Genomic DNA, 24,454 nt, shown 5'->3' with positions numbered 1-24,454 from the left:
AAAAGAGCGGGTGCGGGTATCTCAGCCGGCATCACCGGCAGGCACGTTCAGTTGCCAGGACAGGCCAAAGCGGTCGTTCAACCACCCGAAGCGCGCGCTGAAACCATAATCATCAATCGGCATAAGCACCTCGCCGCCCTCTGCCAAGCGGGCGAAAATCCTTTCAAGCTCCGCCTCGGTGGCCAAGTTCACATGAAGCGAGACCGCCGGGGTAAAGCTGAAGTCATGGCTGACCGGGCTGTCAATAAACACCAGATTATGCCGATCAAAATCGATGGTAGCCTGCTTGATCCGTCGCGGCCCGCCATCGCGCTCATCAAAATGCAGCAGTTGCTGAACCTGGAAACCGGCAAACAGTTCGCTATAAAGATCTATCGCCTGTTGGGCCTGGCCCTGAAACATGACAAAGGTAGAAACGTGGCTCATGGGATGCTGCCCTCGCGTGCAATATGGTATTAATTGATGATAGCGGATGGATACGCCTTCACGGCGATTGAAAGGAGGAAATATGACCGTCATCCACCGTCAGGCCCAATTGAGCGATCTTGCCGGCCTGCAGGCGCTGTACAGGGAGTTACGCCCGCAGGATCAGCCGCTGCGCCCGGATAATGCCCAGCGTACTTTGCAACGCCTGCTGGACAACCCGGCGATTCGTCTGGTGGTCAGCGTGGTCGATGACCAACCGGTGGCAACCTGCATGCTGGCGATGGTGCCGGGGCTGGTGCATCAGGGGCAACCCTTCGGCATCATTGAGCACGTGGTCACTGCTCAGGCGCATCGCGGACAAGGTATTGCTTTAGCGATGCTTGAATACGCATTGCAACTGGCATGGCGGAAAGGTTGCTACAAAGTGATGCTGCTCTCCGGTCAACAGCGCACCGGGGCACATCAGCTGTATCTGCGCGCCGGGTTCGACGGCGATCGGGAGCGGGGTTTTGTGATCCGGCGCCCTGAGGGACGGTAACGGCCTGCGAACAGCTCCGCAGGCCACAGCATCGATTATTCGGTTTCGTTCTTCGCCAGACGGGCGTCTTTCTGACGACGGTAGTCACGGGCAGCGGCAGGGATTGGCGTCACCTTACCGGTTTCGATCCAACTGCGCAGGCGGTTGGCGTCGGCGAAGTGGGTATACTTGCCAAAGGCGTCCAGCACCACCAGCGACACGGAATGACTGCCGATCATGGTGCGCATCGCCAGGCAGTGTCCCGCTTCGTTAGTGAAGCCGGTTTTGGTCAGTTGGATGTTCCATTTCGGGTTGTATACCAGATGATTGGTATTGCGGAACGGCAGCGTATAGTTCGGATCCTTGAAGCTCGCCATGCGTTCGGTGGTGGTGCTGAGCTGGCCAATCAGCGGATATTGCTTGGTAGCGATCAACAGTTTGGTCAGGTCGCGGGCGGTAGAGACGTTTTTGATCGACAGCCCGGTCGGTTCCACATAATGCGTGTTGGTCATGCCCAGCGCCCTGGCTTTGGCGTTCATCGCTTTGATAAATGCACCGTACCCACCCGGGTAATGATGCGCCAGACTGGCGGCAGCACGGTTTTCCGACGACATCAGCGCCAACAGCAGCATATCTTTACGGCTGATCTCACTGTTCAGCCGTACGCGCGAATAGACCCCTTTCATCTCCGGCGTCTGGTGAATATCCACCGACAGCATTTCATCCAGCGGCAGATGGGCGTCCAGCGTCACCATTGCCGTCATCAGCTTGGTGATGGAGGCGATCGGCACCACTTCATCCGGGTTGCGGGCATACATCACCTTGTGGGTCTGCATATCCACCACCATGGCGCTGCCGGAAGCCAGCTCAGGCTGGGCGGCCCGGGTGACGGCGTTATTTTCGCTGGCCAGCGCGCGCGGCGCGAAGCCTGCCCCTGCCTGCAAAGCGAGCAGGGCTAGTACCAAAACACGTTTTTTCACATGCATTACTCTGTCACTGAAGAAGATGAAGGTCTTATTTGGCCGAATTATATGTGAGGGTTCTCCCATTGGCACTGGGATTATGTCAGCCGATTTGTGACAAATTCTGTCGGAGAGATAATTGCGCAAACCGCGAGCGCTCTGGGATGAACGCCCGCGTTGAAAAAGTTACAGTGCCGGTTGCCAGGCCGACTGCGGCAACAGGTACAACCCAGGGGCCTGGCGTGCGCCGTCTCCGACGATATGGCCAATGCCTGCAGCCATCACCGCCAGCGTCACATCGAAGGCATTCAGGCTGTCGCCGTAGCCCGCCGTCAGATTGAACATTGAACCATTGGCCAACAAGTACAACTGTTTGTCGCCAAGTTGGTAGGCATTTACAAACGGCATAGGCTCGCTGTGCGGCAGGTTCTGCAGGAAACCGACGTCAATTTCCGCCGTTACATGGCCGACGTTGAGGATGAACACCCCGTCTTTCGCCTGTTGCAGATGCTGCGCTGACAGCACGTTTTTTGCCCCGGTTGCCGTGGCAATTACATCGGCCTGGCTGACCGCACTGGCCAAATCAACGACCGCCCAGCCGTCATAACGCGCCTGCAGCGCACGCGCCGGATCGATTTCCGCCACGATCACCTGGCCGCCGTAAGCTTTCGCCGCGGCCGCAACGCCCTGCCCAACCAAACCATAGCCAATCACCAGCACGCATTTCTCATGCAGCGTCAAATGGGTGGTTTGGAAGAAGGTGTGCCAGGCGGTCAAGCCGACCATGTGACGGTTATGCAGCCCTTCTTTTACCGGCAAATCGTCCCAGTTAAAAATAGGATAGCGCGGTGCCATACCGTTCAGTCGACTGATGCCGGAACCTGTCGCTTCCAGCCCGGCGATAATCTGCGGGCCGTCGGCAGACTGGTGCAGGCGGGTAGTCAGATCCGCCCCCATTTCGCACAGGTGGGTAGGCCCCCAGGCCAGAGCGCGGTCAAACGATGCCGACCAATCGGCGTCGCTCATGTCGCGCCAGGCGTGAGCCTGTGCCCCACGGCGTTCCAGCCAGGCGACCACGTCATCCTGCACCGTGGTCGGGTTGCAGGTGGTCAGATAGATGGCAGCGCCCTTATCCAACAGACCCGCTACCAGCGGGGCCATTTTCAGATCCAGGTGCATATTGCACGCCAGACGCACGCCGCTTAAATCCGGCAGTGCAGCAACGGCCGCCCGGGTACGCGGCATGTGGCGCATCGCCCAGTTCAGCTCACTTTCAAAATCCTGATACATCTGTCGCTCCTCTACTGCGCCGCGCCACCGGGGCACGGCAGAATGATTTAACCGCTGCGGCTCAGGCGCTTTATCGCCTGTGGCGACAGGCCAAACAGACGGATGAAGGCCCGCCGCATACGCTCCGGGTCACTGAACCCGACGGCGCGGGCGATGCTCTCCAGCGCTTCGTGACCTTCTTCAATCCTGACCCTGGCGGCCTCGACTCGCAATTGTTCAATCACCTTGGCCGGCGTCTGGCCGGTTTCGGCGCGGAACAAGCGGCCAAACTGCCGCTCGCTCAGACAGGCGGCGTCCGCCAGATCGCCCACCGTCAGCGGATGATGGAGGTGTTCACGAGCATAAGAGAGCGCGTTGCGAATGCGATCTGAAGACGGGTTGAGCTCCAGCAGCAAGGAATACTGCGACTGCCCGCCCGGACGGCGGTGATACACCACCAGTTGCCGAGCCACACTGGCCGCCAATGCGCTGCCGAGATCTTCCTCGACCATCGCCAGCGCCAAATCGATACCGGCAGTGATGCCCGCCGAAGTCCAGATCGTGCCGTCGCGGATATAAATACGATTACTGTCGACGCGGATACGCGGATAACTCTGTTGCAGCCGTGCGGCATGGTACCAATGGGTAGTCGCGCGCTTGCCGTCCAGCAACCCGGCAGCCGCCAGTATAAATGCGCCGGTGCACACGCTGGCCATGCGCCGTGCCTGCCGGCTTTGCCGGTGCAGAAACGCCAATAGCCCCGCCGACTGGGTGGCGACGACGTTGCCGCTGCCTCCGGCAATCAATAGCGTATCAAGGCGATGTTCGCCAAACGGCTGAGTGAGCACTTCCACACCCGAAGAGCTCACCACGCTGCCGCCCCGCTCCGAGAGCGGCAGACACCGGTAGGCCTGGGTCGCCGTAAACTGGTTGGCATTATCAAAGGCCGCCAGTGGCCCGGCGAAGTCGAGCAGATTAAAGCCGGGGAAGACCACAAAGCCGATATTTTTCATCATGGCGCTTTTTGAGGGTTATCCGTCATATCAGCCAAAAACAGGGTCGCTATTATTACCCAAAGCAAATGACAAAACTGAGGCGAATATCATGTCTGAACCATTAGTGATTGTTTTTCCGATCTATCAGGGCGTCACCCAGTTGGACTTTACCGGGCCACTGCAGTTCTTGCGACACATGCCTGGGGCCGAAATTGTCGTGGCCTCCGTCGGTGGCGCAGATATCAGCGCCGAAGGATTGCACTTTACCCAGTTGCAGAAGCTGGAAGAAGTCACGCGTTGCGACGTGCTGTGCGTACCGGGCGGCGCCGGCTGCACCCAGGCGCTGGAAAACGACGCCTTTATGGGCCAGATCCGCCGTCTGGGACTTGATGCCCGCTATCTGACCTCCGTGTGTACCGGTTCGCTGATCCTGGCCGCTGCCGGTTTGCTGCAGGGCAAACGCGCCGCCTGTCACTGGAGCATGCGCGAAAGCCTGGCGCTGTTCGGTGCGATCCCCAGTCATGCCCGGGTAGAGCGTGACGGTAACGTCATCAGCGGCGGCGGCGTGACTGCCGGCATCGATTTCGCGCTGGCATTAATCGCCGAATTGCACGATGAGGAAACCGCGCAAATGATCCAACTGTATCTGGAATATGCGCCGGCACCGCCTTTCCAGGGAGGGACGCCGGAACTGGCGCCGGCGCATGTTCTGGCCCGGGTTCAGGCGCAAATGGCCGACAGTTTGCGGCAACGTCGGGCGTTGGTGGCGCAGATTGCCGCCCGCGGCTAGCGCACAGGGCGTATACTTAACCTTATGTGTTAAAGACATAGGGGATCAGAATGGCGGATTTAGCCCACTACATTACGGACTACGGTTATTGGGCGCTGTTTATCGGCTGTCTGGCCGAAGGCGAAACCATCACGCTGCTGGGCGGCATTGCGGCACATCAGGGACTGTTACATCTGCCCTGGGTTATTGCGGTGGTGGCGTTGGGCGGCACGCTGGGGGATCAACTGCTGTTTTTCCTGGGCCGTCGCTTCGGCGGACGGGTCATTTCACGCATGAAAAGCCAGGAAAAACGCATCGAACGCGCCAGAAAGCTGATCGCACGCCACCCAATGCTGTTCGTGATTGGCGTACGTTTTATGTATGGCTTCCGCATTATCGGCCCGGTTCTGATCGGCGCCAGCAAGCTGCCGCCGTCGCGCTTTGTACCACTGAACATTCTGGGCGCCATCCTGTGGGCGACAATCTTTGTGCTGCTGGGCTATTTTGGTGGCGAGGCGATCGGCCGCTTTATCTCGGGCTTCGACAAAAGACTCACCAGCGTGCTGTTCTGCGCGCTGGTGATCGCCGCCATTCTGCTAGTACGGTTTTGGTGGCGCCGTCGGCATGCCGATTAAGCTTATCGGTTCAGCATCAGTTTCACACCGAGCAAGGCCAACACTCCGCCGCCTACCCGATCGAACCAGGCTTTAAAACGCAGGTAGGCGCGACGCGGACGTGGTGATGACAACACAAAGGCCACGAAGGCATACCAGAGGACGTCAACCGTCAGGGCGATCACCGGCAGAATAATGTACATCAGCGGCGAGATTTTATGGCTGAGCAAGGCGGCAAACACGCTGCCGAACACGATGGCGGTGTTCGGGTTGCTCAACTGGGTCAATAGCCCCGTGGTAAAGGCCTTGCGAAGGCCCAGAGACTGCGCGCCGACGGCCTCCACGTTCAACGGTTGACTCGCCCCACGCAGCATTTTGAACGCCAGGTAGACCAGGTAAGCGCCCCCCAGCACTTTCAGCGTGGAGTACAGCCATGGCAATGCCAACAGCAATGACTGAAGCCCCAACAGAGCCACCAGTGCAAAAATAAAGCAGCCGACGCCCATACCCAGCGCCACTGCCATACCGTCGCGGCGCGACGATGCCACGGCCGTACGCGCCACCAGAATGAAGCTTTGTCCCGGACTCATTGCCCCCAGCGCAATGGCGCCAGTAATGCTCAATACCGATAATGCCGTCTCGCTGATCATACTTTCCGCACTCCCTTCGTAAATGCCACGGTTCAAAGTAGCCCAGCGATGAAAACAAAAGCAATACGGCCGCCGGGATTATTCCGCCTGCGACGCGTCGCGCATCAGGGCCACCAGTTCGCGGGCGGCTTTATCCAACGGTCGGCTTTTCAGCCAGACAAGGTGTATCGGCAATCGCAGCTCATTTTTGGTGTTTTTAAATTTCAGCCTGATCAACCGCCCCTGAGCTAACAATGGTGCGGTCAGCGATAGCGGGAAATTGCCCCAGCCCAAACCCGCCTCGACCATGTTCAGCGCCATCGGCAGGCTGTCGGTGCGCCAGTAAGATTCCGCCACCCGCGGCCGCAGATCGGCGATCGGCAAATCACGGCTGGCCACCATTATCTGCCGCACGTTGACCAAATCCTCGAGGAACAGCTCATCCGGCGCCCCGTGCAACGCCGGGTGCCGTGGCGAAAGCATGGCAACCAGCGATTCCGCGCCGACGAAGTGAAACTGTTCCTGGCTGTTGATGTTTAGTCCGCCAAATGCCAGGCAAACGTCGACTCGCTCTTGATGCAGCATATGCACCACGTCATCCTGCGGAGCGGTCAGCACTTCAATATTCAGCAGCGGATAGCGCTCCGCCAGCGTGTTGATCGCCGTCAGCAGGCCGTTGCTGTTGATGTCCGAGGCAACGCCAATCGACAAGGTACTCTCCAGCCCTTGCGACAGTTCGATAGCGTGGTTCTGCAACTGCTTAAGCTGTTCGGCTATCAGTCGCGCATGGGGTGCCAGGGCCAATGCCAACGCGGTCGGCGCCGGCTCGCGGAGCGAACGATCAAACAGTTGAAACCCCAGTTCCGCCTCCATATTGGCGATCCCCATACTCACCGCCGAAGGTACGCGGCGCAGCGAACGGGCCGCGGCGGAAAACGAACCGCGATCCAGTACCGCCAGAAACAGCTCAATATTGTCGCTGGAAAAATTCATTGCGCCTTCCTGTCAGTAAAACTGACAGCTCCTGACTTTTTCTATCAATGTAGTTGACGTTATCTTACCCGCCAGACGGCAAAAGGTCACTCGACCACAAAGCCAAGAAATCAGTCAGGAGATGAGTAATGCAAGGCGTTAAACGCAAACTGGTGTATGTCACCGCCTATGAAATTATCGGCATGGCGATCTCAGCGCTCGGGCTGGCGCTGCTTTCCGGCAGTGCCCCCAGCAGCACCGGGCCGCTGGCGGTGATCATTACCACTATCGCCGTCACCTGGAACTTCATCTACAACTCGCTGTTTGAGCTGTGGGAAAGTCGCCAGGCCTCACGCGGCCGTACGCTTAAACGCCGTATTCTGCACGCCATAGGCTTTCAATTAACGTTAGTGGTTTACCTGATCCCGCTGATTGCCTGGTGGATGGGAATTACGCTGTGGCAGGCGCTGCTGCTGGATATGGCCCTGATAGTGATTATCCCGTGCTACACCTTTGTGTTTAACTGGGTGTTCGACAAGGTATTCGGCCTGCCGACTTCGGCTCTGCCGGCCGGTGAATCCGCCTAAAAATCGGCCAAATCTCTCCCTTTATTATCTCCCGCCTGCGGACAATATCACCACAGGTTGGGAGGTCTTATTATCCCCTCCTTTCACCTCACCCATTAATAAGAAAAATTCCCTGTAGTTTGCACGGTAATTATTATTATGTGATTTTAATCACTTTTTATTCCTCGATATTTCCGTCTTGATAAAATCAACCATCTTATTGAATAATATATTCTTTTATATATAGAACAAAAAACAAACACACTTGTTCACGATTTATACGCAGGATTTTTTGCCACATTTACTGAGAAAAGGTAGCATGCTTCGCCGTTATTTCGTGGCGGCTTGTATACACAATAAACAGCAGAATGATGCCATGACCTCATTCTCATAACGATTGTCCATAGCAATCGTTTGCTCTGAAGCCAGAGCAGGGTAATTCCATAGACAGGTAAACAGGACGGATAATGCAATCAAATAAAAAGTCTGCGCATGACAAGCACGCAGCCAGAAGACGATGGTTAGACTCCCATGAATCCGGTTATCACAAAAGCATGGGCAATCGACAAATACAGATGATCGCTATCGGCGGTTCAATCGGTACCGGCTTGTTCCTCGGTACCGGTGGCCGTCTGGAATTGGCCGGCCCGGCACTGGCGCTGGTATATCTGGTGTGCGGTATATTCTCTTTCTTCATTCTGCGCGCATTGGGCGAATTGGTTCTGCACCGCCCGTCCAGCGGCAGCTTCGTGTCTTATGCCCGTGAGTTTCTCGGCGAAAAAGCCTCTTACGTCGCCGGGTGGATGTATTTCCTCAACTGGGCGATGACCGGCATCGTCGATATCACCGCGGTGGCGCTGTACATGCACTACTGGGGCACCTTCGCCGACGTCCCGCAATGGCTGTTCGCGCTCTGCGCCCTCGGCGTGGTTGCCACCATGAACATGATCGGCGTGAAGTGGTTCGCCGAAATGGAGTTCTGGTTCGCCCTGATCAAAGTCGTCGCCATCGCATTGTTCCTGGTGGTGGGGGTAGTGTTCCTCGGCACCGGTACTCCGGTGGCCGGCAACACCACCGGCCTGCACCTGATTACCGAAAACGGCGGCATGTTCCCGCACGGGCTACTGCCAGCGCTGGTGTTAGTGCAGGGTGTTATCTTCGCCTTCGCCGGGATTGAACTGATCGGCACCGCCGCCGGTGAGTGTAAGGATCCGGCCAAAATGATGCCAAAAGCGATCAACAGCGTGATCTGGCGCATTGGCCTGTTCTACGTCGGTTCGGTGGTACTGTTGGTGCTGCTACTGCCGTGGAACGCCTACCAGGCGGGCCAAAGCCCGTTCGTTACCTTCTTCAGCAAGTTGGGCGTGCCTTATATCGGCACCATCATGAATATCGTGGTGCTGACCGCAGCACTCTCCAGCCTCAACTCCGGCCTGTACTCCACCGGCCGTATCCTGCGTTCACTGTCGATGGGCGGGTCAGCGCCGAAATTCATGGCCAAAATGAGCAGCCAGCAAGTGCCCTACGCCGGCATTCTGGTGACCTGCGGCATCTATGTGATTGGCGTTTTGCTGAACTATCTGGTGCCTTCGCGGGTGTTTGAGATCGTGCTGAACATCGCTTCGCTGGGCATTATCGCCTCATGGGCGTTTATCATCGTGTGCCAAATGCGTTTGCGCAAAGCCGTACGCGAAGGTCGCGCCCAGCCGGTATCCTTCAGAATGCCCGGCGCGCCCTTCACCTCTTGGCTAACGCTGGCATTCCTGCTGGCGGTCGTCATCATGATGGCGTTCGACTACCCGAACGGCACCTGGACTATCGCCACCATTCCGGTGCTGGCGGTGCTGCTCACGCTGGGCTGGTTCGGCCTGCGCAAGCGGGCTCAGGAAGTGAAGCTGGAACAGCAGGCTCACGAAGAAGCCCACCACTGAGTCTCTTAACTGCCCCTTTGGGGGCAGTTATTCGTAGTAGGGGCGCGGCATGCCGCGCCCTACCGCATAATCAATCGGTTAAATCGGGTCGAACATGTTCGCCCCCTATCGGTTAACCCTTATGCGGGCTTGTCAGCCCTCTGAATTTTTTATTCTTAGAGTCGGCCGTAAAAGGTCATTCTGGCGCTCTCCGACAGCGCGATATCCGGCTGGGCATTGTAGGCCAGCACCACCAGCATGCGGGTGGTATCGCCTTCGGTTGGCGTGACGCGGTGCATGGCATTGCGTCCCCGGAACAGCACCAAATCCCCCTCTTCGATCGCCAAGGTCTTAACCGCCCGTTCGCCGTCCAATACCTGCGACACGCCAGCGTAATTCATCTCCCCACGATCGGCATCCCGCAGGTTTTCCACGTACTCGAATTGCCCACCGGCGCGCGGTTTCTGGATCAGCAGCGTGATGGCAAACGACGAATTGTCAAAATGCCAGCCCAGCTCCTGCCCGCGATGGGCATAATGCAGGTTGATTGAAGACAGCCGATCGGCGTAAGGGTACAGCTGTTGTTCTTGCAGTACCGCACAGAGGAAATCGCGGAAGGATTGCGCATCGTACAGCGTACGCAGCGGCGACTGCGCCGGGATATCCTCGTCGGTAATGCACCCCTTGGAAGAAACCACCAGCCGGTTGCGTGGGTGATCGGCCGGCAAGGCGTCGTCCTGCGGTTTCAGGTAGACATTGTGCTTGCTGGCGGCATAAAACGCCGCAGGGCTGTGCTCTGCCCCCTCCAAACGCACCGTCGCCAGCGCCGCGGCGGTCAAAAAGCCGGGCAGCACCAGCGCCCCTGCCGCATCCAGCGTCGCCCGGCAACGGGCTTGAAAGGCAGCATCGCCAATCGGGTTGGCGGATAAATCAATGATATGAGCAAGTTGCTGCATGCTGAACTCCTGAGGGCATAAGGGCCGGATAACCTCACTGTAGCGAATGTCGGATTGCCGTAATAACAAAAATGCGTTAAGGATGAGCTAACCAATTCTTAGCGATAGCCACCATGAACGCACCTTCCCGCAGCCGCCTGCCCAAACTGAGCGCCATTCTGGCGTTTGAAACCGCCGCCCGTACCGGCAGCCTGGCCAGAGCGGCAGACAGCCTGGCGCTGACCGCCGCCGCCGTCAGCCAGCAGATCCGCCAGCTCGAGCAGCATCTGGGCATCACACTGTTCATTCGCGCCAAAAGCGGCGTGACGCTGACTGAACAAGGGGCGGATTACCTGGCCTACGTGCAGCAGGCGTTTGAAACGCTGCGCGTGGCGCAACAGCATGTCGATCGCCAACGGGGCCAAGAGGCATTGACGATTTTTGCCTTGCCGGCCCTGGCGTCAAAATGGCTGAACCCAGCCATCGGCAAGTGGCTGAACCAGCATCCACAGATGGATATTCGCCTGCACGCCACCCACGCCGAGGTCGATTTTGCCGCTTCAACGGCGGATTTTGCCCTGAGCTTTGGCGATCAGGACTATCCATTGATGGAAAAAGTGCGGCTGTTTCAGGACTGCGTGCAGCCGGTATGTAGCCCGCAGTTACAGAGGATCGGCGACTGGACTCAACAGCCGCTGATTCAGGTGGATTGGGGAAAGGAGAGCCAGTTTCTGCCGGGCTGGCATGAGTGGTTCAGCGCCGCCGGGTTACCACCGCCGCAGCGGCGCGGCCTGACTTATAATCTGACCTCGCTGGCGATTGACGCCGCGGTTGAGGGCCACGGCGTTTTGCTCGGCCAGCAGCAGCTGATCCAGCGTGAACTGGCTCAGGGAACCCTGGTGCCGCTGGCAGAACCGACGCTACCGCTGAGCAAGCCTTACTATGTGGTCTACCCGCAACGCACGCTGGACAAACCCAAAGCCGCCGAATTTCTGGCGTGGCTGCAAAGCATCGCACCGGCGGACGGTGCACGGTAAGCGGCGTCGCAATGTTTACCCGTCCTTGGACATCATCTCGCCCAGCAGCAGATTCGTCGCGCGCGGCAGATAAACTTCGTTGCCTGCGCCGGGCGTGAGCGTCAATTCGCCAATGTAGATCTGGTCGCGAGTGAGATAAAAATCGACGCGGCAATAATCCAGATCTGCCGAGACCGCTTTCGCCACCTGGATCATTTCATCCCAAAACGCCGGTTTCTGGTTCAGCGTATTGATCTGCGGAATGTCACCCTGGGTGAAAAAACAATGGTGGGCATATTCGTCCAAAAACTCCAGCGAAGTCGGCTCTGGCCCGCCACGTAACAACTCAACGAATAAATAAGAGTATTTGCCATTAAACACGTGCACTTTGTAATCTATCAGCTCACCGTCACATTCAATATCCAGCAGCTCCTCAACGATAATTTTCTGCGGAATATTAGCGTAGTGCTTTTCTCGAAATCTTTTCCAATAGGTTATTCCAGACCATTCGCTAAGAATTTTCGTAATATCCTGATAGGTGACCTTACTTTTATCTTTAACTATCTTGACCTGCTGCGAGGCATTATTGGTTTTGATAACAAATGATTGTGGCAAGGCCAGGTAGTCCCGTTCGCTAAAATTATCTACGATCATGATAATGGGCGTTAGGTATTTATCTGAAACCCGCCGAGAAATATACTCTCTTACCGCCACCTTATCCGCTAACATACTGAAATCATTATGCGGGTAGCGCATGCGATGATAAATCTTCTCTGAAAATGTTTTCGGGTTTTTGAAGCTAACCCAAGAGCCATGGGCAAGATAATGGCTAACTTGGTAATAGATAAAATCGGGTGCGGCCCGATAGAGTCGTTTTGCGAGTTTTCTCATTCTTCTCTTTCTTCCATGAACATAGCATACGCAGGAATGCTTCTCACATTCCGATTATTGCATCTCAATTATAAAACCCTGCGGGGCATCCCTTACAGTGGGTAAGGGAATAATCGGACGATTCCTATTATTAGAGGCAACAGGGAAAGTACCAATGAAATTAAAATTCATAGATATCAATATTGTGAGAAATGCGTTTTGGATGATATCCGAAAAAATGGTCTCTATTCTGGGGGTCATTTTCATTACCGCCTATATGGCGAAATACATTGGCCCGGAAAGCTTCGGCAAGATCACCTTCGCTACCGCTATTTTCGCCATTACCCAAACGCTGGCGCTGCTCGGCTCCGATACCGTGCTGTTCAAGCGGATTAGCCGCAACCCAGGTTCCGGAACCGCCCTGATGTTCTCCACCAACCGGCTACGACAGGGCTGCTTTGTGCTGCTCTCTGCGGCAATATTGATTTACAGCGGGCTGCGTGAAGATTTCATTACCTTCTATTTTTGCGCCGCCACCTTTGTCGCCAGCTTCTTCTCGCTCAGAGACGTGTTCACCATTTATCACGACGCCCGGCTGGAATCACGCTTCAATACGCTGGCTAACGTAGCCGGGTTGGGCAGCGCACTGCTGGTGCGTTATCTGATTGTTTATCTTGATCTGCACCTGTATTTCCTGGCAATCCCGATCGTGATGGTTTACCTGATCCCCTACCTGATTCGCCACCATATCTACCACCGCCGTTATCCGCGCTTTGTCGCGCCAAAACGCGTACGGCGTAAATATGTGCGCTATTTGCTCGCCAGCGGCTTGCCACTGGCGGTTTCCAATGTCTCCATTGCCATTTATACCCGGCTGGCGCAGCTGTTCCTGATGTGGTTCGTCTCGGCGCAAGCGCTGGGCATTTACTCGGTTGCCATCACCCTGGCAACCGCCTGGATGTTTGTTACCGATGCGGTGATCACCTCGTTTTTCGCCAAAATCTTTGCCTATCACCGCGATGACGCAATGCGCACCGCCGCCAAACTGAATGGGCTGGTGCTGGCCATCGCCGCCGCCATCGTGGCCGGTATTGTTTTGCTTGGCAAACCGGTCATTGTGTTGCTGTACGGGGAGCAATATTTGGCAGCCTATCCGGCGATGGGCGTCTTGGCGATTTCAACGCTGCTTTCCGCGTTGGGCACCGTAGCCTACAAATACATTGTGCTCTTCTCCGGCTATGGCTTCCTGTCGAAGAAGATGTTTCTGGTGTTTATCATCAACATCCCGCTGTCGTACTTTCTGATCCGCCAGTACGGCATGATGGGCGCCGCTTATAGCACCCTGCTGACAGAGCTGTTGTCACTGACCCTGCTTAACTACTTCTTCCGCCGTGGCGCGGTATTGCAAATGCATCTGCGTTCGCTGAACCCCTGGACCTATATCAGACGCACTCAGCACGCCGGTTGAAAACCCGGCCACGGGGAATACTGGCGAAATTGCTACCGGTACCCTGGCGGTAAAAACAATGAAATCTCCGCGAGCTATCGACCAACTCGTTTCAGCAGTGAATAGCAGACCGAGAGCGGCATTCGGGGTTAGATTGAATGCCGCTCGAATAAGGCGGTGAACTAGCTCGATTTCATATGCAGCACCAGGGCACCCGCTAATACCGTCAATACCCCAAGCCACTGCAAGGCAGATAGCCGCTCGCGCAGTAACAGCGCGCCGAGCAGTGCGGCAATGCCGCCAGACAGGGTGCTCAGTACCGTCACAATCGCCAGCGATCCGCTACCGGCCCCCATGGCAAATGCGCTAAAGCCCGCCAGACTCAGCAGGCTGGCCAGCAGCAGCAGTCCTCCTTGTCGCCAGTTAGGTCGGCTTACCAAAGCGCGTCGGTCAGTATTCAGCGCTAGCACAGCCGTCAACCCCACCGTATAACCAAGCCACAGGCTAAGGCTCGGCCCCAGCACCGGCAGCGTGTATTTCCCTTGTAACCAGAAACCGGTGCCATAACAAAAGGCGGCGATCAGCGCAAAGGTCACTGCGGGCAAAGTCGAGCGCGATCTGCCCGGCTGACGACCCGGGCTCACGGCAGTCAACATGACGCCCAGCAGACACACCGCCAGCCCAGCCAGGGTCAAAGCTCCCAGCCGTTCACCGCTGATCCACGATAACAGCGTAGTGACCGCCCCGTAGCTGGTAACCAGCGGCGCCACCATCGCCGCCTTGCCGATAGCAAAGGCCTGCGACAGTGCCAAGGTGCCGCTCACCGTCAGGCTCGCGGCCAGCAGCGCCAACCCCCAAATGGAAGCTGAAGCTTCTAACCAAGGAGCCGCAGTGGCCCATAACCACGCGCTAAAAATCACAAAGCCGATCGCCTGCGAGAAAAATACCGCCCTGCGCACCCCCACCGCTCGGGCGTTAATGCCGATCAAAAAATCCGTGCTGCCCCAGCACAGCGCGGCGGCCAGCCCCATCATTACGTCCACGCGATACTCCCGTCCGATTGTTGCCCCAAAAGTAAGCAAAAAATCGCTTGTGGAACATCGATAGATTGGCAATATGGTTGAATGAAACTCAAGCTGAACGCTCAACCTCGCCTGCCGTCGCTGAAAGCCTTGCATACCTTCGAGGTTGCTTCCCGCTGCGCCAGTTTTACCGAAGCGGCGGAAGAGTTGAACGTGACGCTGGGTGCGGTCAGCCGCCAGATACGTCATCTGGAGAACGAGCTGGGGGTGGAACTGTTTCACCGCAAGGGCAATGCGGTAGCGCTTAACGAGACCGGAAAAAGGCTGGCGATTGATGTCACCCGCGCGCTGACGCTGCTGCAAAAAGCCAGTGACCGTGCCCGGCCAGAGCAACAGCAAACGCTGAAACTGACCTGTACCCTGGGGATCGCCAGCCATTGGCTGGCGGCACGTTTGCCGGCGTTACGCCGTGCCGATCCCGATGTTTCGCTGGTGTTGGATGCCAACGAAAGCTTACGCGATCTGGCCAGTGGTGAAGCCGACATTGCTATCCGCTATAGCCCCACGGACAACCCGCCGCCACACTCGCACGAACTCCTCGCCGATGCCTTCGCCCCGCTGGCAAGCCCAAGCTTTCTCGCCGCCCATTCAGCGCCGATCACCGCCGCTGACTTGGCATCGATGCAGCTGATCCATTCGCCGTGGAAAGACGGGCATAAGCTCGGCGTTGCCGGTTGGCAGGACTGGTTTGCCGCCTTTGGCGAAGGCACCACCGCGCCACGCGGTATAATCACCTTTAACAGCGTCGGGCATGCGCTGCAAGAAGCCATCGACGGCAACGGCGTGGTACTCGGTAGCCTGGCGGTCGCTCAGGACGCCCTGGCTGCCGGCACGCTGGTTCGGGTGTTTGGCGAAAACCAACAACTGCCCGCAGCCTATCAATATCGCCTGTGCTGGGCGGACAGCGCGTTCGTTAGCACCACCACCCGCCGCTGGGTGAATTTGCTGCTGCAAGCGGCAGGCAAGCCCCCGGCGTTCTGACGCAGCACTTATTGCTCCCACAGGTGCGAAAAATCCATCTATTTTATATATCCAAAATAATTCGAGTTGCATCGCGGCGACAACTAAGCGCATCCCCGGGAGCGTACAAACAGTACGTGACTGGGTAAGCGCAGGAAGTCAACAAAGAGGCAGCTTGAAGTATGAAAGATATAATCAAATTTTTTGCTGCGAGACAAACCGTGGATAGACAACGCTACCTGCAACATATTGGATTCGCAGGCATCCCCCAACCAGACCTCCTGACGCTGCAGCAATTGCACCGTGGCCATATGCTGCGGGTTCCCTTTGAGAACCTGAGCATTATTTACCATCAGGGCATTGATCTGGAAGAACAGGCGCTGTTCAATAAAATTGTCGAACGCAACCGCGGCGGTTTTTGCTATGAGCTGAACCGGCTGTTCGCCCTGCTGCTGAAAGACATAGGTTTCAAGGTGAATTTTATTTCCGGCGAGATCCGCGCCCGCGACGGCAGCTTCGGCGCGCCCTTCGATCATATGGCGCTGATGGTAGAGCTGGATCAGCCGTATCTGGTGGACGTGGGGTTTGGTGATTCGTTCCTGACGCCGCTGAAAATCACCACCACCGAGCAGCAACCGCAGACCAGCGGCACCTTCCATTTAGAACAGGAAGGCGAGACCTACTATCTGGAACGCCGCAATGGCGACAATCGCTCGCACGCCAAAACCCTGTACCGCTTTACCCTGCAAGCCCGTGAGTCGAGTGAGTTCGACGGCATGTGCCACTACCACAGCACCTCACCGCAGTCGCACTTCACCCAAAAACTGGTGTGTTCCCACGCCACAGAAAGTGGCCGCGTGACGATCAGTGAGAACAAGCTGATTATCACCGAAGATCACCACCGTCGGGAGTCGACGTTGCATTCGGAACAGGAGCGCCGTGAAGCGCTGATGCGCTATTTTGGGATTGATTTGGAAAGTTGAGAATATATGCTCAAAATAATTGGCGTTGTATTAAGGCGGCCAGTCTGTAAGTCCTCAGGAGCATAGATAACTCTGTGACTGGGGCGCACAGGCGCAGTCAACAAAGATACAGCTTCAAGTATGACGGGTAAAAAGAGTTGAAACATCCGGGGATGTTCAGGTTACGCACCTGGCTTCCCGTTCTGTTCGGCTAATAAAATGCGCGCAAATACGCCCTCCATTTCACTCACCTTTTTTATAAATTCCTCTGGTGAATACACTACCCTGGCGTGGGCAATATAGTGCAGCGCCATTTCACGAGACTTTTGCATCACCCATTGATTTCTTAACATACTAATATCCTTCTACAATAAAAATAAAAACGCCATTCAAACAGCAGGCATTCTTTATAAAGTTAATTAAATAACTTCGACAGTTTAACCAACGAATAGGGGGTATTATCTAAACCCAACTTCTTCAGCGCGTTGATTTTTTGGCTGCTGATGGTTTTGATACTTTTCCTTGTTCTAAATGCAATATTGGTGGGACTCATACCTAATATGATAAATTTCAACACATTATATTCGATAAAAGATAAAACCTCGCGATTGCCTTTAGTGCCAGAAAAGTCCCCCCCCTGTATGACTTCACGCTCAAACACCTCAACGCCTGCATCCTCCTCGATAAACCTGAGCGTTTTCATGGATAAATACTCCAAGATTGCGATAGCCCGCTTTTGCGCAATGATGATGATATCCTGATGGCCGTAAAAATGAGGACTCCTTAGCAAGGGTAAAATGATTGGGTAGTCGTCATCGGTGACATGAATTAACACTATCGCCTGACCAACATCACCCTCGCTTAAATAACCCGGCTCAACAAACGCCATTTCATAGCCTGTTTTATTTTCAAACACGGCTTTTAATGCCAGCTTCGTGAACTGGCATTGACTCATCAATAGTATTTTTTTCATATCAATAAACACGCTGGAGAGTAAAACAGATATCTGGGATAGACCGTGATTTATGCCCAAAATAATTGGAGTTGCATTGAGGCGGCCAGTCTGCAAGACCCTGGGAACATAGATAACTATGTGACCAGGGCGAACAGACGCAGCCAACAAAAATGCAGCTTCAAGTATGACGGGTATATGCCTATTGCCGTCAGAAGCTTGAGCGCGCAAACCGCCTGTCATGGGGAAACAATAACGCCGCCTCATACCGCAGTTCATCGGCCAGCACATATTGTTGCTGTTGATACAAGATAGCCAACAGGTTGGCGTAAACGTTTTTATCAATGCGGTAATTCAGATAACGCTGCGCCCACTGGGCATAGGTTTCCAGCCGCTGCTCGTCCCGCGTTCGGTTAAAGGCAAGCAAACCCGCCAACTGGCGATCAAACTGCAGGCGATCGTCATGCACCCAACTGGCCCAGCCCGGCAAGGCCTCCACCTGCCGCATATTCTGTAACCCGCTGCGCTCCGCCTGGGTCAATACCAGCCCGCTGTAAAACCCGGTCGCCATAATGAACAGCGCCGCCAGTGACAAAGCCAGCATCGGCCATCGCCAGCGTTTCAACCCCGCGTCGGTGCCAAGCCGCGGACTGACCCGCCTGTCGAGCATGGCCAGCAACAACAGGAATACCAGCCAGTGAAACGCTGACAGGTAAAATGGGTATTCGGTTTGGCTATGCAACGCAATCGGCAGCAGCGCCAGACACAATGCCAGCGCCTCGCCCGCCGAGGCTTTGCCAAAGGCAAAGGCCCGCTGGTCATGCCAACAGGCACGCACCACCAGTTTGATACCCGCCCATACCAATAGCAGCATGCCAAATAGCGCAATTACGCCCCCTTCCACCCACCACAGCAGCAGTTCGTTATGCGGATGACGGGCGATTTCGGTCACCACCGTGGGCGGCGTCTGGTTTATACGAAAATGCTGAAAACTGTACTCAAAACCGCCGTAACCCCAGCCAAGGATCGGTTTTTCGGCGATCATCGCCAGCGTATCGCGCAGCATGGTGTAGCGTGCGTGGTTGGAGCCGGTATGGCTGGCGTAGCGCAACGCACCGCCCAGCTCATTACCCCACCACAGCACCAGTATCGCTGCCAGGGTGCTGCCGATAACCAGCACTGAAGCAATGGCGACAGCGTGCGGATAACGGCGGAAAAAGCACAGGACAAACAACCCCAGCACCAATGCACCTGCCAGCCAGCCGGTGCGCGATTGCACCCACACCAGCACCATCGGCAGCAGCACCAACGCCGCGGCCAGGGCGCGGCGACGCCAGCGTTCAACTGGCGAATTCTGTAGCTGGAACCCCGGCAATACAAAGGCCGCCAGCGCTAGCGCCAACCCGGTGGCGATAAAACTCGCCAGCACGTTAGGCTGCTGGAATATGCCGAAGGCGCGCGAGCTGCCGGAGGGGATCCAGGATTGTGCAATTGCTGGCGCAAACAGCTGCAACAGCACGATTAACGCCTGCACCACCGCAGCCGATAAAATCAAATACAGCACCGCATGGCGCTGGCGCGCGGTCGTGCGCACCTGCAGCCAGGTGAAATAAAATGCCGCCCCGGCAAATAAGCCAGCCAGCCGCCAAACGGCGGCGCTTTGCCATTCGGGCCGGGTAAAGATAACCGGCAGCGCCAGCACTGAACATGCGACAAATATGGCGCGACAGGTCGGCGTTATCACCATCCGGCGCAACGGTGTTGCCCGCCAGCAAACGCCCATTAATAGGGCCGCACCGCCGTAGATCAGCAAATTAAATGGCAGCGCTACCCCAATACCGCCGGGGTTGGGGATATATATCGCCAGCGGAATAAAAAGCAAAAAGATAAATAAGAAAAAAACATTATCAAAGGTCATGATATACGCCTCGGCTTTTTAAAGTTTCCACCGCCGCAATGGATGTAACCACAGGTGAACTAATGGTCCAACCGCCGGGCGGCGGCGCTCTGCCACTAGTCCGGGCCAAATACATTTGGCAGAGGAGCGATACACCGTGCCAACGCCTCCAAATAGCAACAGCTCTAATCGCGGTGACGTGCAATCCTCCGCCGGAACACGGACAACTCAGGCTCAGAAGAAAGTGGGTACTGTATTAGAATCCGCCGCCCCGTTACCCGCCCATCACTTGCAATACATGCATCATCATCGTAGCACTCAGATTTACAGTAATATGGCAGGTTGGAGCGGGTATGGCAGACAGACTACATACAGGCACAGAGTGAGATCGCGGTAGCCACAGGCCATACTGAGCCACCGGCCGTAGAGCACCATTACTATCAGGGATCGAGTCCAACATCCGCACTAGGTAGGAAGGGTAGCCCTTGTTAATATTTGGCCGAACTCACTTTCACACCACGAAACGACGGACATCGCATGTTCCATTAGGGAAGACGGCGATTAATCATAATCAACAGCGTATATGAAATAGCCATTGTACACTCCCGGCTCTCCGGTGTTATTGTTGGCTCCAACAGAGAGACGCACAGGGACCGGTACGCTGTCACCGTTAACTGTAACCGCGGAGTTCTCGGTACGGGTCCATATTGTTACTCCAGGTGCAATTTCCTCGACGTCAGATCCTAACACTGTCACCCGGGCAAGCGCACTCCCCCCCCCACTGCATCGGAAGGACCCATTGATAATTCGTTCATCGGTATAAGACAATGCAGGGAAATCAACTTCTCCCGGTAGTTCCAGGGCGCATATTAATGATGTGCCTGGAGCACCGGACGCGCGGTAATCCAAGGCATTCCCATCCTGGCCGCACACCGCGATCGCTACAATCGTTTCTGGCTGCGTTCCGGTCACGTCGCCGGTGATGGGTATGATGCCGGTAAGGTGTTCCCGAGCCATTCTAGTGGCGGCATCAGAGAGGGGCCCGGGGCCAACCTCAGGAAGACAGACGGGTTTCTCAAGTTTGTAGTCGGTTACCTTGCCCCCACGGGCTGTTCGCACCCAAACGCAACTGTGGTTTGTGGTGCACAGCCCGCCATACCAGTCGTATTTGTCACCACCAGACAAGGTGATATCGCGCACCCGAATTTTTCCCTTCTCGTAAACCCAGTCTACGTACCCATGTTGCGGCAACCCTGAGTTCGGACCCATAGTCAGGTCACTTATGTCATAGCTGTACACGGGCAAAGGTAATATATTGGCCACGAGCCACAAAAAACCGAATAAGACCTGCTTCTTGATCACAATTTGTTCCTGAGTTTTATTTATCCGGCAAAAACCGCTAAATATCATCCAATAGATGATCCAGCATATGCTCTGCCCATGATGTCCACCGTGCTTCGTACGTTCGCACCCGCTCCGCAGTTTCTGTCGATGACAGCCCCTGTCGGCGAGCCTGCTCGTAAAGCCGCGCGCGCCGTGCAAGGTGGTTTTCCAGCGCTCTGGGCGCTATGGTGGCCCCCGTGGGGGTAAACCATACCCCCAGCCAGTCAAAACCCTGTTCAATCCTGCCCAGTTGGGTTTTGTCCGGGTGAGTTTCAAACCCGCCCAGGTCAAAAAATTCATGCAGCCGCTTAACGCTGCGCCGCAGTTGCCAGCGGGTGCGGGTAGACAACAAAAAATCATCCCTATATCGTGCATACCACAGGCCCCCCTGAGCGTTAATAAAATTATCTATCCCCGTCATACTTGAAGCTGCATCTGTGTTGGCTGCGTGCAGTCACCCCAGTCACTTACCTGAGTAAGCTCCCGGGGACTCCTGCCCTGGCCGCCTTGATGCAACTCCAATTATTTTGGGTATGCATGATGCAACAAGCTGCCGCCAATCAACGGGCTCAGCGCGCAACCCCGGCAGATGCCGTTTTGCGGGGTATAAAACTCACCGCCATCTTCTACGCTGTAATGCACATATTGTTGAATCACATCAAACAATACCGGGTCGGCCACATTCCATTTCAGTTGACCGATCACCTGCTGTTTACGGATGTGCCGGTAATAACCGCGAATGTCCGTTCGGTAGACGAAGGCGTATTCTCCGCCGGCCAGGGCTGCCCGCACTTCCGCTACCGAAACCACGCTACCGCCATGCCCGCGCAAGTGCATGCAACGGGCAGGTTTTGGCAACAGCGGCTCCGCCAGCAGCGCGGCCCACTTCAATATCAGCGCGTCCTGCGCACACCACTGCACCCAACTGCGGCCACCCCGCCGCAACACCTGCATCGGCGCCAGGCGATAACGCCCATCCTGTAATTGCTGATACAGGCGTTCACCCTGCAGCGCCCAGTGAAAGCGCAAATGCCAGATGTCGGCATTGGGCGGCGCATGACGGCGACGTTGGCACAACCAGCGCCAGGCGGCTTGCCATGCCGCCGCGTGGTTATTCATATTCCAGGCTAAAGGTCGCCACCGCGCTGAACGGCCCGCGTTCGATGGTTTTATGCTTCAGCGCCTCCGGTTCACCCTGCACGTAGGCCTGCGCCGTCATGGTGTTGGCGCCGCTCACCAATGCCTGCGCCTTGCCTTGCCGGTTAATCGGCAACGGCTCGCCCTGCGGGGTTTCCATGCCGATGGCGATGCCACTCGCTTGGCTGGCGCCGTTTAGCGCCAGCAACCCCGGCAGCGCCGCGCTTTCCGCGCCGCTGAAGGTCACCCTCACCGTTTTGCCCAGGCTGAGATCGCACTGCGTCAGATGCAGCTCAAATGTCTGGCCCGGTGTGCGGGTGTTCAGGTACAGGTACTTGTCAATTACCGTGTCAAAATCCAGTACCACCGTCTCGTCCCCCGGCGGTATCACGCAGGGCTCCGCAACCAGCGCGCCATGCAGACGCATATTCTCCGCCGCCAGGCTCAACTGGCTGCACAGCAGCAACGCCGCCGTTGCGCACCGGGCCGCTTTGTTAACCATGGCTGTTCTCCGCCTCATTGGTACACCGCCAGCAGGGTCGCCGTGGCTTCAAACGCCCCTTCCTTCAGCGTGGCACCCGGCCGTTTCACCGGCACCGCCTCAAGCCTCGGCGGCGCGTTCAACTTGATGGGGATCGGATTATTCAACGTAAAGCGCTTGCCGTTTTGCAGCAGCCGGACAGCCAGGTCATCCATGTTGCTCACTATCGCCGACTCGTCGTAATCCGCTGGGGTGCCGACCACTTCCAGCGTCATGCTCCATGCCCCGGCACCGGGGCCACAGGTAACCCGGTAGTTCACCGGTTGCAGATAGTTAACGCCATCCACTTTGCTGACCCCCACACGGTTGCCGAAATTCACATCCACCTCGCCGCCGTCGTTGATGGTGCACGGCGGCGGTTCGACCAGCGTGCCGGAAAAACGCATATTGTCCGCCGCCACGGCCGGGCCGCCGAGGGCCATTAACAGAAAAATGCTGCCGTATCTCGCCATTGCCTCAGCCCCCTTCACTGGTATTCCACCTTCATGGTCGCCCCGGCAGAGAAGGCCCCGCCGCTCAACGTTGCCCCGGCCTGCTTGACCGGCACCGCCTCAAACTTTGGCAGATTGGGGTAGGTAAAATTCACCCAGGTGTTGATCGGCTGCCGATTGCCGTTGCGCAACAACGCAATCCCCAAATCGTTCTTGTTGGTTTGCAGTACGTCACGGTCGAACACAGCGCTATTACCTTGGATCTGCATTTTCATTGCATTGTTCGGCGCGTTTTTGCACTCCACCGAGTACAGCACCGACTGCTTCTTGTAGCTGCCGTCGATACGGGTGGTCATGACGTCATTACCAAAATTCACTTCAATCAGGTTGTTGTTGTTAATCACGCAGGGCGGTGGGGCAACGATAGTCACCGTCACTTTGATGCTTGTCGCCGCCCGCACCGGCGAGCCAAGCAACATCAACACCGCCACTCCGCAGCCGGGCAAATACCGTCTGAACGCTGCCATCATGCTGGTTCCCTTAGTCATAACTGAGCTGAAAATCCACCACCGCCGCATAGGCGCCGGGCAGCAACGGCGCGCGGGTGCGTTCCGGCGTAATGCGGTAGTTCAGCGCGTTTTGCCCCACCGCCAGCGCCAACGGCGCCCCCCGGCTACCGAGGCGGATATCCCTGCCGCGCTCGTCGGTAATGCGCAGCGCCAGTCCGGTCGCACCGCGTACCTTCACCAGTTCAGGGTTATCGGCGTCCGCCGGAGCGATAAAGCTGACCGACACTGCGGGTTGATGGGCGCTCCATAGCAGGTTGCCGGTACGCGTATCGCGGTTGTTCGACGCCGTACGCAGACAGTCGCGCAGCTGCAGTTGAACGTTCACCGGTACGCCGCGGTCACCGGCCTGCGCCAGCTGCGCCGTAGCCGTATTGCCCAACAACACCGCCTGATAAGCGCTTGCCAACTCCAGCCGACAGGCGCTTTCGGTCAGTTCACCGCGCACATGCAGCACGCCGTGGGCACCTTCCACCTGCCAGTTGTCCGCCGCCATCGCCGGTGGCAGCAGCCATAATATTGCGCAGACGCACAATGGCACCATCAACGCCGCCGCGGTGATCACCAGGGCATACAACCATTCATGGCGGTGGTAACCGCCGTCGTTCCATCGCCGGGATGTTGTTCGCATCGCTTATCCACCTGT

Annotated in this window: 28 protein-coding genes; 9 read left to right on the top strand and 19 right to left on the bottom strand. The window is 56.5% G+C overall.

Translation table 11 applies throughout. The features are described from left to right. Positions 1–21: 21 nt before the first annotated feature. Positions 22–426, bottom strand: a complete 405-nt coding sequence (locus tag AC1RKG_RS04200; RefSeq protein ID WP_041414313.1) for a VOC family protein — start codon at positions 424–426, stop codon at positions 22–24. Between the two features lie 82 nt (positions 427–508). Here AC1RKG_RS04200 and AC1RKG_RS04195 point away from each other — a divergent pair, with 82 nt between their 5' ends. Continuing rightward, positions 509–964, top strand: coding sequence for a GNAT family N-acetyltransferase (locus tag AC1RKG_RS04195; protein ID WP_176983696.1), 456 nt, complete (start codon positions 509–511; stop codon positions 962–964). A 35-nt stretch (positions 965–999) separates the two neighbouring features. Here the strand turns inward: AC1RKG_RS04195 and pbpG are convergent, their stop codons facing one another. The 3 genes from pbpG to AC1RKG_RS04180 form a co-directional block, all read right to left on the bottom strand. Further along, positions 1,000–1,929, bottom strand: a complete 930-nt coding sequence (gene pbpG / locus AC1RKG_RS04190) for a D-alanyl-D-alanine endopeptidase (protein ID WP_122077682.1) — start codon at positions 1,927–1,929, stop codon at positions 1,000–1,002. Positions 1,930–2,091: 162 nt separating this feature from the next. Beyond that, on the bottom strand, positions 2,092–3,195 hold the full coding sequence (locus tag AC1RKG_RS04185; protein WP_128863950.1) for an adenosylhomocysteinase: 1,104 nt from the start codon (positions 3,193–3,195) through the stop codon (positions 2,092–2,094). 47 nt (positions 3,196–3,242) lie between these two features. Then, positions 3,243–4,187 carry a GlxA family transcriptional regulator gene (locus tag AC1RKG_RS04180; protein WP_128864331.1) on the bottom strand — a complete coding sequence of 315 codons (945 nt, stop codon included), beginning with the start codon at positions 4,185–4,187 and terminating at the stop codon, positions 3,243–3,245. 91 nt (positions 4,188–4,278) lie between these two features. On the opposite strand from AC1RKG_RS04180, the gene AC1RKG_RS04175 reads away from it, so the two are divergent. Both AC1RKG_RS04175 and AC1RKG_RS04170 read left to right on the top strand, forming a co-directional pair. Next, positions 4,279–4,959 carry a DJ-1/PfpI family protein gene (locus AC1RKG_RS04175; protein ID WP_493182168.1) on the top strand — a complete coding sequence of 227 codons (681 nt, stop codon included), beginning with the start codon at positions 4,279–4,281 and terminating at the stop codon, positions 4,957–4,959. Positions 4,960–5,009: 50 nt separating this feature from the next. Next, positions 5,010–5,573 carry a DedA family protein gene (locus AC1RKG_RS04170; protein ID WP_020825754.1) on the top strand — a complete coding sequence of 188 codons (564 nt, stop codon included), beginning with the start codon at positions 5,010–5,012 and terminating at the stop codon, positions 5,571–5,573. A 2-nt stretch (positions 5,574–5,575) separates the two neighbouring features. Here the strand turns inward: AC1RKG_RS04170 and AC1RKG_RS04165 are convergent, their stop codons facing one another. Together AC1RKG_RS04165 and AC1RKG_RS04160 are read right to left on the bottom strand one after the other, a co-directional pair. Continuing rightward, positions 5,576–6,202, bottom strand: coding sequence for a LysE family translocator (locus tag AC1RKG_RS04165; protein ID WP_048761285.1), 627 nt, complete (start codon positions 6,200–6,202; stop codon positions 5,576–5,578). Positions 6,203–6,280: 78 nt separating this feature from the next. Further along, positions 6,281–7,174, bottom strand: coding sequence for a LysR family transcriptional regulator (locus tag AC1RKG_RS04160; RefSeq protein WP_493182166.1), 894 nt, complete (start codon positions 7,172–7,174; stop codon positions 6,281–6,283). Between the two features lie 128 nt (positions 7,175–7,302). On the opposite strand from AC1RKG_RS04160, the gene AC1RKG_RS04155 reads away from it, so the two are divergent. Further along, positions 7,303–7,740 (top strand): PACE efflux transporter, encoded by a 438-nt coding sequence (locus AC1RKG_RS04155; RefSeq protein ID WP_048761278.1) that lies wholly within the window; start codon positions 7,303–7,305, stop codon positions 7,738–7,740. 446 nt (positions 7,741–8,186) lie between these two features. Further along, complete coding sequence (ansP, locus tag AC1RKG_RS04150; protein ID WP_046374222.1) at positions 8,187–9,650, top strand: L-asparagine permease; 1,464 nt, start codon at positions 8,187–8,189, stop codon at positions 9,648–9,650. A gap of 155 nt (positions 9,651–9,805) precedes the next feature. Here ansP and AC1RKG_RS04145 read toward each other — a convergent pair whose 3' ends face one another. Then, positions 9,806–10,585, bottom strand: a complete 780-nt coding sequence (locus AC1RKG_RS04145; protein WP_046374223.1) for a HalD/BesD family halogenase — start codon at positions 10,583–10,585, stop codon at positions 9,806–9,808. Between the two features lie 113 nt (positions 10,586–10,698). Here AC1RKG_RS04145 and AC1RKG_RS04140 point away from each other — a divergent pair, with 113 nt between their 5' ends. After that, positions 10,699–11,601, top strand: coding sequence for a LysR substrate-binding domain-containing protein (locus tag AC1RKG_RS04140; protein WP_142815712.1), 903 nt, complete (start codon positions 10,699–10,701; stop codon positions 11,599–11,601). A gap of 15 nt (positions 11,602–11,616) precedes the next feature. On the opposite strand, the gene AC1RKG_RS04135 is transcribed toward AC1RKG_RS04140, so the two are convergent. Next, a complete protein-coding gene (locus tag AC1RKG_RS04135; RefSeq protein WP_493182163.1) occupies positions 11,617–12,471 on the bottom strand; it encodes an ATP-grasp fold amidoligase family protein in 855 nt (284 codons plus the stop codon). Positions 12,472–12,625: 154 nt separating this feature from the next. Between AC1RKG_RS04135 and AC1RKG_RS04130 the strand changes: the two genes are divergently transcribed. Continuing rightward, positions 12,626–13,918: an oligosaccharide flippase family protein gene (locus AC1RKG_RS04130; protein ID WP_493182161.1), complete on the top strand. Its 1,293-nt coding sequence runs from the start codon at positions 12,626–12,628 to the stop codon at positions 13,916–13,918. 161 nt (positions 13,919–14,079) lie between these two features. On the opposite strand, the gene AC1RKG_RS04125 is transcribed toward AC1RKG_RS04130, so the two are convergent. Further along, entirely contained in the window at positions 14,080–14,931 is an 852-nt protein-coding gene (locus AC1RKG_RS04125) for a DMT family transporter (protein WP_493182557.1), read from the bottom strand. Between the two features lie 90 nt (positions 14,932–15,021). Between AC1RKG_RS04125 and AC1RKG_RS04120 the strand changes: the two genes are divergently transcribed. Both AC1RKG_RS04120 and AC1RKG_RS04115 read left to right on the top strand, forming a co-directional pair. Beyond that, positions 15,022–15,960, top strand: coding sequence for a LysR substrate-binding domain-containing protein (locus tag AC1RKG_RS04120; protein ID WP_493182159.1), 939 nt, complete (start codon positions 15,022–15,024; stop codon positions 15,958–15,960). A 200-nt stretch (positions 15,961–16,160) separates the two neighbouring features. Further along, positions 16,161–16,922 (top strand): arylamine N-acetyltransferase family protein, encoded by a 762-nt coding sequence (locus tag AC1RKG_RS04115; protein ID WP_493182157.1) that lies wholly within the window; start codon positions 16,161–16,163, stop codon positions 16,920–16,922. Positions 16,923–17,083: 161 nt separating this feature from the next. On the opposite strand, the gene AC1RKG_RS04110 is transcribed toward AC1RKG_RS04115, so the two are convergent. The 10 genes from AC1RKG_RS04110 to AC1RKG_RS04065 form a co-directional block, all read right to left on the bottom strand. Beyond that, positions 17,084–17,254, bottom strand: a complete 171-nt coding sequence (locus AC1RKG_RS04110; protein WP_493182155.1) for a hypothetical protein — start codon at positions 17,252–17,254, stop codon at positions 17,084–17,086. Positions 17,255–17,316: 62 nt separating this feature from the next. Beyond that, positions 17,317–18,096 (bottom strand): LuxR family transcriptional regulator, encoded by a 780-nt coding sequence (locus AC1RKG_RS04105; protein ID WP_493182153.1) that lies wholly within the window; start codon positions 18,094–18,096, stop codon positions 17,317–17,319. After that, the gene (locus tag AC1RKG_RS04100; protein WP_493182151.1) at positions 18,065–19,771 is read right to left on the bottom strand and encodes a PglL family O-oligosaccharyltransferase; all 1,707 of its coding nucleotides are present in this window, start codon (positions 19,769–19,771) and stop codon (positions 18,065–18,067) included. Before AC1RKG_RS04100 ends, AC1RKG_RS04105 begins: the two co-directional genes overlap by 32 nt. A 540-nt stretch (positions 19,772–20,311) precedes the next feature. Beyond that, entirely contained in the window at positions 20,312–21,160 is an 849-nt protein-coding gene (locus AC1RKG_RS04095) for a hypothetical protein (protein ID WP_493182149.1), read from the bottom strand. Next, positions 21,150–21,482, bottom strand: a complete 333-nt coding sequence (locus AC1RKG_RS04090) for a hypothetical protein (RefSeq protein ID WP_493182147.1) — start codon at positions 21,480–21,482, stop codon at positions 21,150–21,152. Before AC1RKG_RS04090 ends, AC1RKG_RS04095 begins: the two co-directional genes overlap by 11 nt. 173 nt (positions 21,483–21,655) lie before the next feature. Beyond that, the gene (locus AC1RKG_RS04085) at positions 21,656–22,252 is read right to left on the bottom strand and encodes a hypothetical protein (protein WP_493182145.1); all 597 of its coding nucleotides are present in this window, start codon (positions 22,250–22,252) and stop codon (positions 21,656–21,658) included. Then, complete coding sequence (locus AC1RKG_RS04080; RefSeq protein WP_493182143.1) at positions 22,245–22,772, bottom strand: fimbrial protein; 528 nt, start codon at positions 22,770–22,772, stop codon at positions 22,245–22,247. Before AC1RKG_RS04080 ends, AC1RKG_RS04085 begins: the two co-directional genes overlap by 8 nt. Positions 22,773–22,786: 14 nt before the next feature. Then, a complete protein-coding gene (locus AC1RKG_RS04075; protein ID WP_493182141.1) occupies positions 22,787–23,263 on the bottom strand; it encodes a fimbrial protein in 477 nt (158 codons plus the stop codon). A 14-nt stretch (positions 23,264–23,277) separates the two neighbouring features. Continuing rightward, on the bottom strand, positions 23,278–23,772 hold the full coding sequence (locus AC1RKG_RS04070; protein ID WP_493182139.1) for a fimbrial protein: 495 nt from the start codon (positions 23,770–23,772) through the stop codon (positions 23,278–23,280). Positions 23,773–23,782: 10 nt separating this feature from the next. Then, on the bottom strand, positions 23,783–24,439 hold the full coding sequence (locus AC1RKG_RS04065; protein WP_493182137.1) for a fimbrial protein: 657 nt from the start codon (positions 24,437–24,439) through the stop codon (positions 23,783–23,785). Positions 24,440–24,454 lie beyond the last annotated feature (15 nt).

This window comes from Serratia sp. GW822-FHT06D09 (genome assembly GCF_058799515.1).
The sequence above is the reverse complement of the archived record's forward strand: the minus strand, read 5'-3'. Positions and strand labels throughout refer to the sequence as shown.

Excerpts from the sequence above, each read along its gene's own strand:
- AC1RKG_RS04200 (WP_041414313.1), bottom strand. The coding sequence starts at position 426 with ATGAGCCACGTTTCTACCTTTGTCATGTTTCAGGGCCAGGCCCAACAG.
- AC1RKG_RS04195 (WP_176983696.1), top strand. The coding sequence starts at position 509 with ATGACCGTCATCCACCGTCAGGCCCAATTGAGCGATCTTGCCGGCCTG.
- pbpG (WP_122077682.1), bottom strand. The coding sequence starts at position 1,929 with ATGCATGTGAAAAAACGTGTTTTGGTACTAGCCCTGCTCGCTTTGCAG.
- AC1RKG_RS04185 (WP_128863950.1), bottom strand. The coding sequence starts at position 3,195 with ATGTATCAGGATTTTGAAAGTGAGCTGAACTGGGCGATGCGCCACATG.
- AC1RKG_RS04180 (WP_128864331.1), bottom strand. The coding sequence starts at position 4,187 with ATGAAAAATATCGGCTTTGTGGTCTTCCCCGGCTTTAATCTGCTCGAC.
- AC1RKG_RS04175 (WP_493182168.1), top strand. The coding sequence starts at position 4,279 with ATGTCTGAACCATTAGTGATTGTTTTTCCGATCTATCAGGGCGTCACC.
- AC1RKG_RS04170 (WP_020825754.1), top strand. The coding sequence starts at position 5,010 with ATGGCGGATTTAGCCCACTACATTACGGACTACGGTTATTGGGCGCTG.
- AC1RKG_RS04165 (WP_048761285.1), bottom strand. The coding sequence starts at position 6,202 with ATGATCAGCGAGACGGCATTATCGGTATTGAGCATTACTGGCGCCATT.
- AC1RKG_RS04160 (WP_493182166.1), bottom strand. The coding sequence starts at position 7,174 with ATGAATTTTTCCAGCGACAATATTGAGCTGTTTCTGGCGGTACTGGAT.
- AC1RKG_RS04155 (WP_048761278.1), top strand. The coding sequence starts at position 7,303 with ATGCAAGGCGTTAAACGCAAACTGGTGTATGTCACCGCCTATGAAATT.
- ansP (WP_046374222.1), top strand. The coding sequence starts at position 8,187 with ATGCAATCAAATAAAAAGTCTGCGCATGACAAGCACGCAGCCAGAAGA.
- AC1RKG_RS04145 (WP_046374223.1), bottom strand. The coding sequence starts at position 10,585 with ATGCAGCAACTTGCTCATATCATTGATTTATCCGCCAACCCGATTGGC.
- AC1RKG_RS04140 (WP_142815712.1), top strand. The coding sequence starts at position 10,699 with ATGAACGCACCTTCCCGCAGCCGCCTGCCCAAACTGAGCGCCATTCTG.
- AC1RKG_RS04135 (WP_493182163.1), bottom strand. The coding sequence starts at position 12,471 with ATGAGAAAACTCGCAAAACGACTCTATCGGGCCGCACCCGATTTTATC.
- AC1RKG_RS04130 (WP_493182161.1), top strand. The coding sequence starts at position 12,626 with ATGAAATTAAAATTCATAGATATCAATATTGTGAGAAATGCGTTTTGG.
- AC1RKG_RS04125 (WP_493182557.1), bottom strand. The coding sequence starts at position 14,931 with ATGATGGGGCTGGCCGCCGCGCTGTGCTGGGGCAGCACGGATTTTTTG.
- AC1RKG_RS04120 (WP_493182159.1), top strand. The coding sequence starts at position 15,022 with ATGAAACTCAAGCTGAACGCTCAACCTCGCCTGCCGTCGCTGAAAGCC.
- AC1RKG_RS04110 (WP_493182155.1), bottom strand. The coding sequence starts at position 17,254 with ATGTTAAGAAATCAATGGGTGATGCAAAAGTCTCGTGAAATGGCGCTG.
- AC1RKG_RS04105 (WP_493182153.1), bottom strand. The coding sequence starts at position 18,096 with ATGACAGGCGGTTTGCGCGCTCAAGCTTCTGACGGCAATAGGCATATA.
- AC1RKG_RS04100 (WP_493182151.1), bottom strand. The coding sequence starts at position 19,771 with ATGACCTTTGATAATGTTTTTTTCTTATTTATCTTTTTGCTTTTTATT.
- AC1RKG_RS04095 (WP_493182149.1), bottom strand. The coding sequence starts at position 21,160 with ATGATATTTAGCGGTTTTTGCCGGATAAATAAAACTCAGGAACAAATT.
- AC1RKG_RS04085 (WP_493182145.1), bottom strand. The coding sequence starts at position 22,252 with ATGAATAACCACGCGGCGGCATGGCAAGCCGCCTGGCGCTGGTTGTGC.
- AC1RKG_RS04080 (WP_493182143.1), bottom strand. The coding sequence starts at position 22,772 with ATGGTTAACAAAGCGGCCCGGTGCGCAACGGCGGCGTTGCTGCTGTGC.
- AC1RKG_RS04075 (WP_493182141.1), bottom strand. The coding sequence starts at position 23,263 with ATGGCGAGATACGGCAGCATTTTTCTGTTAATGGCCCTCGGCGGCCCG.
- AC1RKG_RS04070 (WP_493182139.1), bottom strand. The coding sequence starts at position 23,772 with ATGATGGCAGCGTTCAGACGGTATTTGCCCGGCTGCGGAGTGGCGGTG.
- AC1RKG_RS04065 (WP_493182137.1), bottom strand. The coding sequence starts at position 24,439 with ATGCGAACAACATCCCGGCGATGGAACGACGGCGGTTACCACCGCCAT.